The organism is Kitasatospora sp. NPDC048715 (assembly GCF_043198905.1).
In the GTDB taxonomy this organism is placed as follows: domain Bacteria; phylum Actinomycetota; class Actinomycetes; order Streptomycetales; family Streptomycetaceae; genus Kitasatospora; species Kitasatospora lactacystinica.
This window is the reverse complement of sequence record NZ_JBICVH010000002.1, coordinates 255,723-272,320: the sequence shown is the minus strand read 5'-3', so window position 1 is coordinate 272,320 and position 16,598 is coordinate 255,723. Positions and strand designations below refer to the sequence as shown.

Here is a 16,598-nt window from a genome sequence, read left to right as displayed (position 1 = left end):
TCTCCTTCGTTTTCACCGGGCACCGGGGGTGCGGAGGGTGCTGTCGAGCCAGTCGGCGACGGCGTCGCCGGTGGTCGCGACATGCTGTTCCATGATCGAGAAGTGGTCTCCGGGGACGTCGACGACGGTGTCGGCGCCGGCCCAGGTCGAGCGCCAGTCGCCGGCTTCGGCGGACGGGCGGCCGAGCGGGGTGGAGGCGCGGACCAGCAGCAGCGGGGCGCGGACCGCCGGGGGCTTCCAGTCGTCGAGCAGACGGAAGTAGCCGCCCATCGCGGTCAGCCGGGCCCCGTCCATCGGGGCCGCCCGGTCCTCGCGGGCGAACATGCCGCCCAGCAGGACGTCGTTGAACTGGGTGATGCCCTGGTTGTCGGAGAGGTAGGTGTCCAGCAGCACCACGGCCGCCGGGCCCTCGCCGCGCTGTTCCAGCGCGGCGGCCACGCCGTGGGCGAGCGTGCCGCCGGAGGAGGAGCCGGCCAGCACGAGCGTCCGTCCGGGCAGTTCCCGGAGCAGTGTCGTCGCCTGGAAGTCCAACAGGGCCGACATGTCGGCGGGCAGTTCCTCCTCGGGGACGAATCCTGGGGCGTCGAGCGCGGCGACGGCGTAGCGGTCCCGGAAGCGGGCGGCGAAGCGGGCGTACTGGTGGGCGCCGCCGAGCGCGACGATGGAGCCGAAGCAGACGAGCACGGGGGCGTCGGCGCGCTCGTTCAGGCGCAGCAGCCGCGGGCCGGCGCCGGCGGCCGCGAGGTCACTGCCGCTGTGGAAGGCCGGGCGCAGGGCGGAGGCGTTCTTGAGCAGGGCGATGCCCTCGTCGATCCGGCCGAGTGTGCAGGCCTGGCGGAACAGCACGCTCACCGGGTCGGCGTCGGCGGCGTCGGACGCAGCTGCTCCGGTTCCGGCCGCGGGTGCCGTTTCGGGCCGGGGGGTGTCTTCCGCCCGGGCCTCGGCGGCGAGGCGCGCCGCGAGCGCGGCGGGGGTGCCGCTGTCGAAGACGGCGGAGGGCCGTAGCCGCAGTCCGGTGGCGGCGGCCAGCCGGTTGCGGAGTTCGACCGCGGTCAACGAGTCGAATCCGACGGAGAGGAAGGGGACCGTCGCGGACAGCGCCCCGGAGTCGGTGTGGCCGAGGACTTCGGCGGCCTCGGCGAGGACGAGTTCGCGCAGGACCAGCTCGCGTCCCTGTTCGTCGGCGGCGGCGTCGAGCCGGTGCCGGAGCGCTGCGGCGGCGGTCGGGGACCCCTTCGCCCCGGTCGCCGCGGTCGGGCTGCGCCGGACCAGGGAGCGCAGCATCGGGTGCACCGGGCCGTCGCCGCGCACGGTCAGGTCGAGGTGGGCCAGGACGACGGGACTCCCGTCTCCCGGCGGGGCGGCGTCCGGGGCGCACACGGTGTCCAGCAGGGCCATGGCCTCCTGGTCGGAGAGGCCGCGGGCGCCGCGCCGGTCGATGCGCTGCCGTTCGGCGCCGCCGAGCTCCGCCGTCATTCCGCTCACCCGCTCCCAGGGCCCCCAGGCGAGGGACAGGCCGGGGAGCCCGAGCCGTCGGCGTTCCGCGGCGAGGGCGTCGAGCGCCGCATTGGCGGCCGAGTAGGACGCCTGGCCGGGGCTGCCCAGCACGCCCGCGGCGGAGGAGAAGACGACGAACGCGGCGAGGTCCGCTCCGCGCGTCAGCCGGTCGAGGTGGTGGGCGGCGTCGACCTTGGGCCGCAGGACGGCGGTCATCCGCTCCCCCGTCAGCCCGTCCAGCAGACCGTCGTCGAGCACTCCGGCGGTGTGGACCACGGCACACAGCGGATGGCGTTCGGGGATGCCTGCCAGGGCGGCGGCCAGGGCCTGACGGTCGGACACGTCACAGCTGAGGGCGGCCAGTTCGGCTCCCGCCTCGGCCAGCTCCGCCGTCAGCTCCGGCATGCCGGGGGCGTCGGCGCCGCGGCGGCTCAGCACGAGGAGGTGGCGCACCCCGTGCGCGGCGACCAGATGGCGCGCCAGGACGGCCGCGAGGGCGCCGCCGCCGCTCAGCAGGACCGTCCCCTCGGCCGGCCCGAACGCGCCGGCCGGCCGGGTGTCGGTCGCGGTGGCGGTGGCCGTGGTGGCGGTGGTGGCCGGCGGCCGTACCAGTCGGGGCGCGCACAGGACGCCGCCGCGCAGGGCCGCCTGTGGTTCGCCCGTGGCGAGCAGGTCGGCGAGCGCGTCGCCGAGACCGTCCGGGGCCGGCCCTTCGACGTCCAGCAGCACGAACCGGTCGGGGTGTTCGAGCTGAGCGGCCCTGAGCATGCCCCACACGGCCGCCGCGCCGAGGTCCGCCGGCTGCGGCTGCGCGCCGAACGGGCCGGTCGCACCCCGGGTGAGCACCACCAGGGGTGTCCGGGCGGTGGTGTCGTCGGCCAGGTGGGCCTGGACGCGGTCCAGGACCCCGGACGCGACCGCGTGCACCGCCGCGGGGTCCGCGTCCCGGGCGGGGGCGTCCGCGGTCACGGTGCCGGCGGACGGGGGGCAGGTCAGCAGCATCGCGTCGGGTGTCGCGGACGGGGGTTCGGTGGGGAAGCCGGCCGGCAGCAGCCGCTCGTCCTGCGGGCCGAGGAGGCCCCAGCGGGTGACCGGGCGCGGGCCGGGCCCGGCGGTGACCGGCGTCCAGCCGACGTGGAGGACGGAGCCGGAGGACGCCCGCAGTGCGGCGGTGGACGCCGTGCGCAGGGTGAGCGAGCCGACCGTCGCCACCGTGCGCCCCGAGGGATCGGTGATCCGCGCGGTGACGGCGTCCGGGCCGTCGGGGCGCAGCCGGACGCGCAGGACCGGCGCGTCGGAGGTCTCGATCGCGACGCGCTGCCAGGAGAACGGCAGGGGGACGCCGTCGGCGGGCTCCGCGGTCGCGGCGCCTTCGCGCAGACCGGTCGTCTGGAGGGCCGCGTCCAGGAGGGCCGGGTGCACGCCGAAGCCGCCCGCTCCGCCGGCGGGGAGGCCGTCGGGCAGGGCCACTTCGGCGTGGATCGCGTCCGCGGTGCGCCATGCGGCGCGCAGGCCCCGGAACGCCGGGCCGTAGGCGACGCCCCGGGTTTCGAGCAGCCCGTACAGTTCGTCCACGTCGAGGGGGACCGCGTCGGGCGGGGGCCAGGTGCCGGCCGGTTCGGTCGTGTCGTCCCGGTCGGCCGAGGGGTCCCGGGGGCCGACCGCGCCGGTCGCGTGCCGGGTCCAGGGCCGGTCGGCGGAGCCGGGGGCGGCCTCGGGCCGGGAGTGGAACTCCACCGGGCGCCGTCCCGTGCCGTCCTCGGCGCCCACCCGTACGCGCAGTTGCACGGCCTGATCGTCGGGCAGCAGCAGCGGGGCGGCGAGGGTCAGCTCCTCCACGAGGGCGCAGCCGAGGCGGCGGCCCGCGTGCGCGGCCAGCTCCACGAGGGCCGCGCCGGGCAGGATCACGGCTCCGGCCACGGCGTGGTCGGCGAGCCAGGGGTGGGTGGCCGAGGAGAGCCGGCCGGTGAAGAGGGTGCCCGCGTCGTCGGGCAGTTCGACCTCGGCGCCGAGCAGCGGGTGGTCCGCGGCGGACTGGCCGGTGGCCGCCTGGTCCCGGTCGGCCGGCAGGGCGTCCAGCCAGTAGCGGCGTCGTTGGAAGGCGTAGGTGGGCAGGTCCACCCGCTGGGCACCGGTTCCCGCGAACAGTCGCTCCCAGTCGACGCGCAGGCCCCGGACGTGTGCCTCGGCGAGCGCGAGCTGGAGTCGGCGGAGCCCTCCGGCCCCGCGCCGCAGGGTGTCGAGCACCAGCGTCTCCGGGGCGCCCGCGTCGGCGGCCGTGTCCTCGATCGCGTACATCAGGGCGGGCTGGGGGCTCGACTCGATGAAGACGCGGTGCCCGGCCGCGAGGAGCGAGCGGGTCGCCCGCTCGAACTCGACGGTCTGCCGGAGGTTGCGGTACCAGTACTCGGCGCCCAGGGACTTCGTGTCCAGCAGGCCGCCGGTCACGCTGGAGTAGTACGGCACCGTACCCGCGAGGGGGGTGATCCCGTCCAGGTCGGAGAGCAGGCGCTCGCGGATCTCCTCCACGTGCGAGGAGTGCGACGCGAAGCCGGTTTCGATGCGAGTCGCCCACACCCCTTCCTCCAGGAGTTCCTCCACCAGGGCCGTGACCGCGTCGGCGTCGCCCGACACCGCCACCGACGACGGGCCGTTCACCGCCGCCACCGAGAGCCGGCCCGCCCACGGGGCGATGCGCTCCCGTGCCACGTCCGCCGGCAGGGGAACCGACGCCATCCCGCCACGGCCCGCCAGCGCACCCACCGCACGGGAACGCAACGCGACCACCCGCGCCCCGTCGTCGATGCTCAGACCACCCGCCACCACCGCGGCGGCGATCTCGCCCTGCGAGTGGCCCACCACCGCGTCCGGAACGACGCCGAACGAGCGCCACACCTCCGCCAGCGACACCATCACCGACCACAGCACCGGCTGCACCACGTCGACCCGGGCGAGCAACCGCTCCGAGCCCAGCGCCTCCGCCAACGACCAGTCCACGTAAGGCGCCAGCGCCCGCTCGCACTCGGCCATCCGTTCCGCGAACACAGCCGATTCGGCCAGCAGCTCCGCGGCCATCCCCACCCACTGCGAACCCTGACCCGGGAACACCAGCACCGAACGGCCCGGGGGCAGCCCGCTGCCGACCGTCACGCCCGCCGCACGCACGCCCCGCGACAGGGCGGCGACACCGGCCAGCAGTTCGCCCCGGTCCGCCCCCACCACCACCGCGCGCTCCGCGAACCGCGAACGCCCCGCCGCCAGCGAATGGCCGACGTCCGTCACGCTCAGGCCCGGTTCCGCCACCACCCGCTCGTACAGCGCCGTCGCCTGGGCACGCAGCGCATCCGGAGTACGCGCCGACAGGATCCAGGGGACGGCGGCGGGCACCGGTTCCGGCGTGGCGGGCCCGTCGGAAGCCGCCGGGTCGGCCGGGGCCTGTTCGAGGATGACGTGGGCGTTGGTGCCGCTGGCGCCGAAGGAGGACACCCCGGCCCGGCGCGGACGTCCCGTCTCCGGCCAGGGGGCGGCCTCGGTGAGCAGGGAGACGGCTCCCTCGGTCCAGTCGATCCGGGGCGAGGGACGGTCGACGTGCAGGGTGCGCGGCATCACGCCGTGCCGCATCGCGAGCACCGACTTGATCACCCCGCCGACGCCCGCGGCGGCCTGGGTGTGGGACAGGTTGGACTTCAGCGAGCCCAGCCGCAACGGCCGCCCGGCGGGCCGGTCCTGCCCGTACGTGGCCATCAGCGCCTGCGCCTCGATGGGGTCGCCGAGGACGGTGCCGGTGCCGTGCGCCTCCACCATGTCGACCTCGGACGGGTCGAGTCCGGCACGGGCGAGCGCCCCGTTGATGACGCGCTGCTGCGCGGGCCCGTTGGGGGCGGTCAGCCCGTTGCTGGCGCCGTCCTGGTTGACGGCCGAGCCGCGGATGACGGCCAGGACGGGGTGCCCCGCGCGCCGGGCGTCCGAGAGCCGTTCCAGCAGGAGCAGGCCCAGGCCCTCCCCGAACCCGGCTCCGTCCGCCGCGGACGAGAAGGACTTGCTGCGTCCGTCGGGTGCCAGGCCGCGCTGGCGGCTGAATCCGACGTACAGGCCGGGGGTGGACATCACGGTCACCCCACCGGCCAGGGCGAGGGTGGTGTCGCCGGAGCGCAGCCCCTGGCAGGCGAGGTGGACGGCGACCAGGGAGGACGAGCAGGCGGTGTCCAGGGTGACCGCCGGGCCTTCCAGGCCCAGGGTGTAGGCGATCCGGCCCGAGGCGACGCTGGGGATGGTGCCGGTGCCGAGGAAGCCTTCCACTTCGTCGGGCACCCGGCCGAGCCGGGACCCGTATTCGCTGTAGATCACTCCGGTGTAGACGCCGGTGCGGCTGCCGCGCAGGGTCGCCGGGTCGATGCCCGCGCGTTCCACCGCTTCCCAGGACGCTTCCAGCAGCAGCCGCTGCTGCGGGTCCATGGCCAGGGCCTCGCGCGGCGAGATGCCGAAGAAGCCGGAGTCGAAGCCGGTCGCGTCGTGGAGGAAGCCGCCTTCCCGGACGTAGAAGGTGCCGGGGGCGTCGGGGTCGGCGTCGAAGCCGCCCTCGACGTCCCAGCCGCGGTCGGTGGGGAACGGCGAGACCGCGTCGCGTTCCTTGACCAGCAGCTCCCACAGGTCTTCCGGGGTGCGTACGCCGCCGGGGTAGCGGCAGCTCATCGCCACGATGGCGATGGGCTCGGCGGAGTCGTCGCGGAGCCGTCGGTTCTCCTGCCGCAGGCGCTGGTTGTCCACCAGCGAGGCGCGCAGGGCGGCGACCACCTGGTCCGTGTCGGCGGGCATGGGGGTGGGCTTCTCCTTCTGCGGCTGTCGGTCAGTCACGTTCGCCGCCCAGGGCCATCCGGACGAGTTCGTCGACGGCCATGGCGTTGATGTCGGCGGCGGGAGCCGGCGTGTCCGGTGTCTCCGGCCGGTCGGCGAGGTGCGCCCCGGCGGCCCTCCCGGTGCGGGCGGGGTCGCCCGGCCCGTCGGGTACCAGGCGCCCGGTGAGGTGGGCGGCGACGGCGGCCGGGGTGGGGTGGTCGAAGACCAGGGTGGCGGGCAGCCGGCGGCCGGTGGCGGCGCCGAGCCGGTTGCGGAGTTCGACCGCGGTGAGCGAGTCGAAGCCGAGGTCCTTGAACGCCTGGTCCGGGTCGACGGCCTCGGGTCCGCCGTGGCCGAGGATGTCGGCGACCCGGCTCCGTACCAGGTCGAGCAGGGTGGCGACGCGTTCCTCCGGGGTGAGGCCGGTCAGCCGGCGGCGCAGCGAGTCCGCTTCGGCGGCGTCCGCCCCGGAGGCGGGGCGGCGTGCGGTACCGGGGACCAGGGCGGCGAGCAGGGCCGGGACGGGTCCGGTCCGGGCTGCCGTCCGGAGCCGGCCGAGGTCGATCTTGACCGGGACGAGCAGCGGTTCGTCCAGGGTGAGCGCCGCGTCGAACAGGGCCAGGCCCTCTTCGCTGCCGATGGCCGCGGTGCCTCCCCGGGACATCCGCCGCAGGTCGGCGGCGGTGAGCGTGCCGGTCATGGTGCTGCGGCGCGCCCACAGGCCCCAGGCGAGCGACTGGGCGGGCAGTTTCAGGGCACGGCGGTGCTGGGCGAGCGCGTCGAGGAAGGCGTTGGCGGCCGCGTAGTTGCCCTGCCCGGCGTTGCCGACCGTGGCGGACGCGGAGGAGAACAGGACGAAGGCCGACAGCGGCAGGTCACGGGTGAGGTTGTGCAGGTTGAGGGCCGCGTCGACCTTGGGCCGCAGGACGTGGCGCATCCGCCCGGGGGTCAGCGACTCGATCGTCCCGTCGTCCAGGACGCCGGCCGCGTGGACGACCGCGCTCAGCGGGCGGTCGGCGGGGATGCCGGCGAGCAGCGCGGCGAGCGCGTCCCGGTCGGCGACGTCACAGGCCTCCACGTCCACCCGGGCGCCGAGGCCGCGCAGTTCGGCGGCGAGGTCGGCCAGGCCCGGGGCGTCCGTGCCGCGCCTGCCGACGAGCAGCAGGTTCCGTACGCCGTGCGCGGTCACGAGGTGCTCTGCCACCAGGCCGCCGAGCGCGCCGCCGGCCCCGGTGACGAGGACGGTTCCCCCGGCCGCGGCGATACCGGACGGTGTGTCCGGGTCCGGGTTCCGGTCCGGGTCCGTGGCGACGGTGGCCCTGATGAGGCGGGCGGCGAGGAGCTCTCCGCCGCGTATCGCCAGTTGGGGTTCCGTTCCGGCCAGTGCCCGGGGCAGCAGGCCGGCCACGGCGGCCGGGTCGTCGGTGTCGATCAGCAGGAAGCGGTCCGGGTGCTCGGACTGGGCGGAGCGGACGAGGCCGCGGACCGCGGCGCCGGTGAGGTCGGTGACCTCCTCGCCGGCTGCCGTGGAGACCGCACCCCGGGTGACGAGCACGAGCCGGGTGCCGTCGTCCCACCGCGGGTCGGCCAGCCAGTCCTGGACGAGCCGCAGGGCGTCGTCCAGTGCGGTGTGCACGGATCCGGCGTCGGGCGGGGACGAAAGGTCCGGGGTGTGGTCGCACCAGGCCAGCACGGCGGCGGGCGACGGCGCTCCCCCGTCCAGCGCGGCACCGAGCGCGGCCAGGTCCGGATGGCTGTCCGGGAAGAGTTCCCGGCCGCCGAGGACAGCCCAGTGTCCGAGGGGGTCGGCGGGTGCGGTGGCGGGCACCGCCGACCACTGCACCCGGTAGAGGGATTCCGGGCCGCCGCCCGGGCGGAGGGTGTCGAGGTCGATCGGGCGGACGGCGAGCGCCTCGACCGACGCGACCGGGAGGCCGTTCGGGTCGGTCGCGTCGATCGACACCGATCCGTCCGGCCGGAAGCCGAGCCGTACCCTGAGCGCGGTGGCTCCGGAGGCGTGCAGCCCGACTCCGCTCCAGGAGAACGGCAGTCCGGCGGACGGCCGGTCCGCGCCCGATTCGCTGTCCGGCCGGGCCCGCAGGAACAGCCCCTGGAGGGCGGCGTCCAGGAGGGCGGGGTGCACACCGAAGGCGGAGGCGGACCGGTGCTGGTCCTCGGGCAGACGTACCTCGGTGAAGATCTCGTCGCCCCGGCGCCAGGCAGCGGTGAGCCCGCGGAAGGCGGGTCCGTAGCCGTAACCGGAGGCACGGAACCGCTCGTACAGGTCGTCGACGGGGATCGGGACGGCGCCGGGCGGGGGCCAGGAGCCGGCGTCGTCCGGTATGGCCGAGGACGACGGCTCGCGGGTCGTGGCGTCGGCGGTGAGCGTGCCGGTCGCGTGCGCGGTCCAGTGCGGGGTCGCCGCGTCCTCGCGGCAGGAGAACAGGTCCAGGGAGCGGCTGCCGTGCGCGTCCGTGGCGCCGACCCGAACCTGCAGGCGGACGGCGGTGTCGGCGGGTATCAACAGCGGTGACTGGAGCGTCAGTTCCTCCACCGTGTGGCAGCCGGCCTCGTCCGCGGCGCGTACCGCGAGTTCCGCGAAGGCCGCGCCGGGCAGCAGGACCGTACCGGCCACCGCATGGTCGGCGAGCCAGGGGTGGGTACGCAGCGAGATCCGGCCCGTGAGCAGCAGTTCACCCGTGTCGGCCAGTTCGATGGCCGCTCCGAGGACGGGGTGGTCGGCCGGATCGAGCCCGGCCGCGCCCACATCGGCCGCCGCGGTGGGCGCCGGCTCGGGCCAGTAGCGGCTGCGCTGGAAGGCGTACGTCGGCAGGTCCACCCGCCGCGCCCCCGGGAACGCACCCGAGAAGTCCACTCCCAGCCCGCACTCCCACGCACGGCCCACCGCACGCAGCACCTGAGCCGGGCCGCCCTCCCCGCGACGCAGCGTCCCCAGCACCGCGGCCTCCACACCCGCGGCCTCCACCGACTCCCCCACCGCCACACCCAGCACCGCGTGCGGGCTGGACTCGACGAAGAACCGGAAACCCTCCCCCAGCAACGCCGCCGTGGCCTGCCCGAACTCCACCGTCTCCCGCAGATTCCGGTACCAGTACTCGGCGTCCAGGACCTCCGTGTCCAACCAGCCGCCCGTCACCGTCGAGAAGAACGGCACCGAACCCGCGAGAGGCGTGATGCCGTCCAGGTCGGACAGCAGGCGCTCGCGGACCTCCTCCACATGCGCGGAGTGCGACGCGTAGTCGACCTCGATCAGACGCGCCCGCACACCCTCCCCCACCAGCGCATCGACCAGTGCCGCCACCGCGTCCGCGTCACCCGACACCACCGTCGACGACGGACCGTTCACCGCCGCCACCGACAACCGCCCCGCCCACGGGGCGATGCGCTCCCGCACCGCCTCCACCGGCAGGGGCACCGACGCCATCCCGCCACGGCCCGCCAACGCACCCACCGCACGGGAACGCAACGCGACCACCCGCGCCCCGTCGTCGATGCTCAGACCACCCGCCACCACGGCCGCGGCGATCTCGCCCTGCGAGTGGCCCACCACCGCGTCCGGAACCACACCGAACGAGCGCCACACCTCCGCCAGCGACACCATCACCGCCCACAGCACCGGCTGCACCACATCGACCCGCGCCAGCAGCGCCTCCGAACCCAGCGCCTCCGCCAACGACCAATCCACGTAAGGCGCCAGAGCCCGCCCGCACTCCGCCATCCGCCCCGCGAACACAGCCGATTCGGCCAACAGCTCCGCGGCCATCCCAACCCACTGCGAACCCTGACCCGGGAACACCAGCACCGAACGGCCGTCGACCGGGCGACCGCCGTCCCACGCTCCCGAGTCGTCGTCGGCCATCCGGCCCAGCAGGGTGTGGAGTTGGTCCCGGTCCCCGACCAGTGCCTTCCGGTACTCGAAGGCGGTGCGCGTGTGCAGGGCGGATCCGATGTCGCGCGGGTCGGCCCCGGGGTTGCCGTCCAGGTGGCGGCGCAGCCGGTCGGCCTGGAGGCGCAGTGCCTGCGGGCTCTTCGCCGACAGCAGCCAGGGCACCGCCGGCAGGGGGGTGCGCTCGGCCGGCGGGCCGTCGTCCTCCAGGGGGGTGTGTTCGAGGATGGTGTGGACGTTGGTGCCGCTCAGGCCGAAGGAGGACACTCCGGCCCGGAAGGGGCGGCCGTGGGACGGCCAGGGCTGCTGCTCGGTCGTGAGGGCCAGCGCTCCGCGCGTCCAGTCGACGTGGCCGGAGGGCCTGCTGACGTGCAGGGTGCGGGGCACCTGCCCGTGCTGCATGGACAGCACCGTCTTGATGACCCCCGCCACACCCGATGCCGCCTGGGCGTGGCCGAGGTTGGACTTGAGGGAGCCGACCAGCAAGGGCCGTCCGGCGGGCCGGTCCTGGCCGTAGGTGGCCAGCAGGGCCTGCGCCTCGATCGGGTCGCCGAGGGTGGTGCCGGTGCCGTGCGCCTCCACCACGTCCACCTCGGACGTCGTCAGGCCCGCGTCCGCGAGCGCCGCCCGGATCACCCGCTGCTGCGACGGACCGTTGGGGGCGGAGAGTCCGTTGCTGGCGCCGTCCTGGTTGACGGCGGAGCCGCGTACCACCGCCAGTACCGGGTGTCCGTTGCGGCGGGCGTCCGACAGCCGCTCCAGCAGCAGGACGCCGACGCCTTCGCCCATGCCCATGCCGTCCGCGTCGTCCGAGAAGGCCTTGCAGCGGCCGTCCTCGGCGAGTCCCCGTTGCCGGGAGAAGCTGATCAGGGCGCCGGGGGTCGCCATCAGGGCGACACCGCCGACCAGGGCGAGGGAGCAGTCGCCGCCGCGCAGGGCCCGGCCGGCGTAGTGCATGGCGACGAGTGAGGAGGAGCAGGCCGTGTCGATGGTCACGGCGGGGCCTTCGAGGCCCAGGGTGTAGGCGACCCGGCCGGATACGACGCTGGGTGCGCTGCCGGTGAGCAGGTGGCCCTCTCCTTCCTCCGACTGGGCGACGACGGCCGCGTAGTCGGCGTAGTTGACGCCGGTGAACACTCCGGTGCGGCTGCCGCGCAGGGCGGCCGGGTCGATGGCGGCGCGTTCGATCGCCTCCCAGGTGGTTTCCAGGAGCAGCCGCTGCTGGGGGTCCATGGCCAGGGCCTCGCGCGGCGAGATGCCGAAGAACTCCGCGTCGAAGTCGGCGGCGTCGTGCAGGAAGCCGCCCCGCCGGGTGGTCGAGGTGCCGGGGCGGTCGGGGTCGGGGTCGTAGAGGGCTTCGACGTCCCAGCCGCGGTCGGTGGGGAAGTCCGAGACGGCGTCGCCGCCGTCGGCGAGCAGGCGCCACAGGTCTTCGGGGGTGCCGATGCCGCCGGGGAAGCGGCAGGCCATGGACACGATCGCGATCGGCTCGTCGTCGGGCGCGGGCGGGTGCGCGGCGGTGTCCGGGGCGGCCGGGTCCGGGTCGCTGGTCTGCCGGCCGAGCAGTTCGGCGCGGATCTCCCGGGCGAGCGCGGTGGACGACGGGTGGTCGAAGATCAGCGTGGACGGCAGCCGCAGTCCGGTGGCGGTGTTGAGCCGGTTGCGGAGTTCGACCGCGGTGAGGGAGGCGAAGCCCATGTCCTGGAACGCCGTGCCGGGCCGGATCGCGTCCACCGAGGGATGGCCGAGGACGGCTGCCGCGTGGGTGCGGACCAGGTCGAGCAGCAGGCGGTGCTGTTCGGATTCGGCGAGGGCGGCGAGCCGTTGGCGCAGCAGTGCGGCGGCGGGTGCCTCTGTGCCGGTCGCGGCTTCCAGGGCGCGGCGGGCTTCGGGGATGCCGGTGAGCAGCGGGCTGCGGCGGGTGGAGGTGAAGACGGCGGCGAACTGCTCCCAGTCGACGTCGGCGACGGCGAGTACGGTCTCGTCGTCGTCGAGTGCCTGTTGCAGGGCGTGGACCGCGAGGTCGGGGGCGATCCGGGGCAGGCCGTGCTGCTCCAGTTTGAACAGGTCGGCGTCCGCTCCGGCGATGCGGTCCTGGAAGGGGTTCTCGGCCTGCCAGATGCCCCAGTCGACGGTGGTGGCGGTGAGGCCGCGGGCCCGGCGGTGCTGGGCCAGGGCGTCGAGGTAGGCGTTGGCGGCGGCGTAGGCGCCGTGGTCGCCGCTGCCCCAGACTCCGGCGATCGAGGAGAACAGGACGAAGGCGTCGAGTTCGCGGTCGAGCAGGGCGTCGAGGTGTTCGGCGCCGGCGGCCTTGGCGGCGACGATCTGTTCGAACGCGGACATCGGTGTGCCGTCCAGGGGGGCGAGCGCGACGAACGCGGCCGCGTGGACGACCGCGGTGACCGGGTCGCCCGCCGTGTCCAGGCCGGTGAGCAGTTCCGCCACGGCCCGACGGTCCGCCAGGTCGCAGACGGGCAGGGTCAGTCGTACGCCGAGGGCGGCCAGTTCCGCGGCGAGTTCGGCCGCGCCGGGTGCCTGGGGGCCGCGGCGGCCGGGCAGGACGAGGTGGGTGGCGCCGCTGCGGGCCAGCCAGCGGACGAGGTGCGGGCCGACGGCTCCGGTGCCGCCGGTCAGCAGGACGGTGCCGCGGGGCTTCCAGTGCGTCGTACGGCCGTCGTTCCGGGGGGCGCGCCGGAGGCGGCGGGCCAGCAGACCGGTGGGGCGCAGGGCGAGCTGGTCCTCGCGGCCGAGGCCGTCCGGGCCGGTTCCGGGGGCCGTCAGGACGGCGGCGAGGCGGGTCCTGGCACGGGCGTCGAGGTCCGGCGGCAGGTCGATGAGTCCGCCCCAGCGGGCGGACAGTTCCAGCGCGGCCACCAGTCCGGTGCCCCAGACCAGTGCCTGGCGGGGGTGGGTGACCGGGTCGTCCGGGCCCGTGGACACGGCCCCGGCGGTGGCGCACCACAGGGGTGCGGTGAGGGCGAGGTCGCTCAGGGCCTGCACCAGGGCGACGGTGAGTGCCGTCCCGGTGGGCAGGGCCGGGTGGTCGGGGTGGGGCCGGTCGTCGGCGGCCAGCAGCGACAGCACGCCCGTCGGGACGCGGTCGCCGAGGGCGGTGGCGAGCGTGTCCGCGAGGTCCGTACGGCGGACGGCGTCGGCGGTGAGTCCGGCCGTGACGACGGTGGCGCCCGCTTCGGTGAGGGCGAGCAGCGGGCCGCGTACCCGTGCGTCGTCGTCGTGTCCGGCGGGCAGGACGACGAGCCAGGTGCCGGCGGCGGGGGTGGCGGCCGGCGGGTCGGGCAGGGGCTGCCAGCCGATGCGGTAGCGCCAGGAGTCGATGACGCTCTCGTCGCGCCGCTGTTTGCGCCAGCCTCGCAGGGCGGGCAGGACGGGGGCGAGGGCGTCCTCGTCGACGGCGAGGTGGGCGGCGATCTCGGCCGGGGCGTCGTGGTCGACCATGTGCCAGAAGGCCGTGTCGTGCGGGTCGGCGGCGGCCGGTCCGGTGCCGGGCGCCGCCTCCGGCTCCAGCCAGTAGCGCCGCAGCTGGAAGGGGTATCCGGGCAGGGCGGTCGGGCGGGCGCCGGTGCCGGCGTACACCGCGGACCAGTCGACGGCCGCGCCGGCCAGCCACAGTTCGGCGGCCGAGCGCAGGGCCCGGCGCGCTCCGCCGTCGTCGCGGCGCAGGGTGCCGACGACCACGGGCGGCTCCTCGGCGCCGGTGGCCTCGGCGGTGTCCTGGAGGGCCATGGTCAGCACCGGGTGCGGCGACACCTCGACGAAGACCTCGTGGCCCTGTTCGATCAGGGAGCGGACGGCGGCCTCGAAGCGGACGGTCCCGCGGAGGTTGCGGTACCAGTAGTCGGCGTCCATGACCGTGGTGTCGAGCCGGTCGCCGGTGACGGTGGAGAACAGCGGGATCCGGGCCGGGAGCGGGCGTACGCCGGCCAGCGCGGCCAGCACCTCGGACCTGATCCCTTCGACCTGGGCCGAGTGCGAGGCGTAGTCCACGGGTACGGACCGGGCCCGTACGCCCTGTGCGGCGCAGTGGGCGAGCAGTTCGGCCAGGGCCCGGGTCTCGCCCGAGACCACCACGGCGGCGGGTCCGTTGACGGCGGCCACCGACAGCTTCTCGGCCCAGGGGGCGATCTCGGCGCGGACCCGGTCCTCGGGCAGGGACACCGCGACCATGCCGCCGAGTCCGGCCAGCGCCCGGATGGCCCGGCTGCGCAGGGCGACGACCTTCGCCCCGTCCTCCAGGCTCAGCGCTCCCGCCACCACGGCGGCGGCGATCTCGCCCTGGCTGTGCCCGACCACGGCGTCGGGCCGGACGCCCCAGGACTCCCAGTGCGCGGCCAGTGACACCATCACCGCCCACAGCACCGGCTGCACCACGTCCACCCGTTCCAGGGAGGGTGCCCCGGGCGCGCCCTCCAGGACGGCGGGGAGCCGCCAGTCGACATGGGCGGAGAGGGCGGCGTCGCAGGCGGCGAGGCGGTCCCGGAAGGCGGGGCTGGTGGCGAGCAGGTCCTGCGCCATGCCGGCCCACTGGGAGCCCTGGCCGGGGAACACCAGGGCCGTCCGGCCCTCGACGACCCGGCCGGTGCCCGCGACGACGTCGGCGGGCGTGGCCGGGGCGGTGGAGAGGTCCGTGCCCGGCCCGGACAGGGCGGCGAGGCCGTCCAGCAGTGCGGGGTACCCGTCGCCGATCACCACGGCCCGGTGTTCGAAGGCGGACCGGGTGGTCGCCAGCGAGAACCCGATGTCGGCCGGCCGTGCGGGCGCGTCCGTGGCGAGCCGGGCGCGCAGCCGGGCCGCCTGGTCCCCGAGCGCGGACGCGGTGCGGCCGGACAGCACCCAGGGCAGCACGGCCCCGGGCGCGCCCGCCCCGGCTGCGGTGTCCGGGCCGTCGATCGCTGCTTCCGGTCCGTCGGCCGGTTCCGGCTCCGGCGCCTGTTCGAGGACGACGTGCGCATTGGTGCCGCTCATGCCGAACGAGGACACCCCGGCCCGGCGCGGCCGGTCGACGGCGGGCCAGTCGCGGGCCTCGGTGAGGAGTTCGACGGCGCCCGCGGACCAGTCGGCGTGCGGGGTGGGCGCGTCCACGTGCAGGGTGCGGGGCAGGACGCCGTGCCGCAGTGCGAGCACCGTCTTGATGACCCCGGCGACCCCGGCGGCGGCCTGGGTGTGCCCGATGTTGGACTTCAGCGACCCCAGCCACAGCGGGCGGTCGGCGGGCCGGTCCTGGCCGTAGGTGGCCAGCAGCGCGTCGGCCTCGATCGGGTCGCCGAGGGTGGTACCGGTGCCGTGCGCCTCCACCGCGTCCACGTCGGACGCCGTCAGCCCCGCGTCCGCGAGCGCCGCCCGGATCACCCGCTGCTGGGAGGGGCCGTTGGGGGCGGTCAGGCCGTTGCTGGCGCCGTCCTGGTTGATCGCCGAACCGCGCAGCACGGCCAGCACCGTACGGCCGTTGCGGCGCGCGTCCGACAGCCGCTCCAGCAGCAGCATCCCCACGCCCTCGCCCCAGCCGGTGCCGTCCGCGGCCGCCGCGAACGGCTTGCAGCGGCCGTCGGCGGACATCGCGCCCTGCCGGCTGAACTCGACGAACACCGCCGGCAGCGCCATCACGCTGACCCCGCCGGCGAGGGCGAGCGAGCACTCCCCGGCCCGCAGGGCGCGCGCCGCGAGGTGCAGCGCCACCAGCGAGGCCGAACAGGCGGTGTCCACGGTGACGGCGGGGCCTTCGAGTCCGAGCGCGTAGGACACCCGCCCGGACATCACGCTCATCGAGTTCCCCGTCATCAGGAACCCCTGGACGGCTTCGGCGGCGCCGGAGCCCAGCGTCGCGTACCCCTGGTCGATGGCCGCGGCGAAGACCCCGGTGCGGCTGCCCCGCAGGGTGAGCGGGGCGATCCCGGCCTGCTCGACGGCCTCCCAGGACGCCATCAGCAGCAGCCGCTGCTGCGGGTCCATCGCGACCGCCTCGCGGGGCGAGATGCCGAAGAACTCCGGGTCGAAGTCCGCCGCGCCGTCCAGGAACGCCCCCCGCCCGGGGACGGTGCCGCCGGACGGCCAAACTGTCTCCCAGCCCCGGTCGCCGGGGACGGGCGCGACGGTGTCGCGGCCTTCGGCGAGCAGTTCCCACAGGTCCTCGGGGGTGCGGACACCGCCGGGGAAGCGGCAGCTCATCGCCACGATCGCGATCGGCTCGCTCGTGCGGGCCTCGGCCTCCCGGAGCCGCTGCCGGGTGTCCCGAAGGTCGATGGTCACCCGGTTGAGGTAGTCGCGCATCCTCTGGTCGCTCACTGGACACCGCTGCTTTCGTCTCGGGCTGCTCGGGTCTCGTCTCGGACTGCGCGGGACG

2 protein-coding genes are annotated in these 16,598 nt (G+C 75.7%); both read right to left on the bottom strand.

Translation table 11 applies throughout. The annotated features are described in order from the left end of the window. Nucleotides 1–12: 12 nt before the first annotated feature. Nucleotides 13–6,312 carry a type I polyketide synthase gene (locus ACGFSC_RS05030; RefSeq protein ID WP_359897833.1) on the bottom strand — a complete coding sequence of 2,100 codons (6,300 nt, stop codon included), beginning with the start codon at nucleotides 6,310–6,312 and terminating at the stop codon, nucleotides 13–15. A gap of 31 nt (nucleotides 6,313–6,343) precedes the next feature. Continuing rightward, nucleotides 6,344–16,540: a type I polyketide synthase gene (locus ACGFSC_RS05025; protein ID WP_392862456.1), complete on the bottom strand. Its 10,197-nt coding sequence runs from the start codon at nucleotides 16,538–16,540 to the stop codon at nucleotides 6,344–6,346. Nucleotides 16,541–16,598 lie beyond the last annotated feature (58 nt).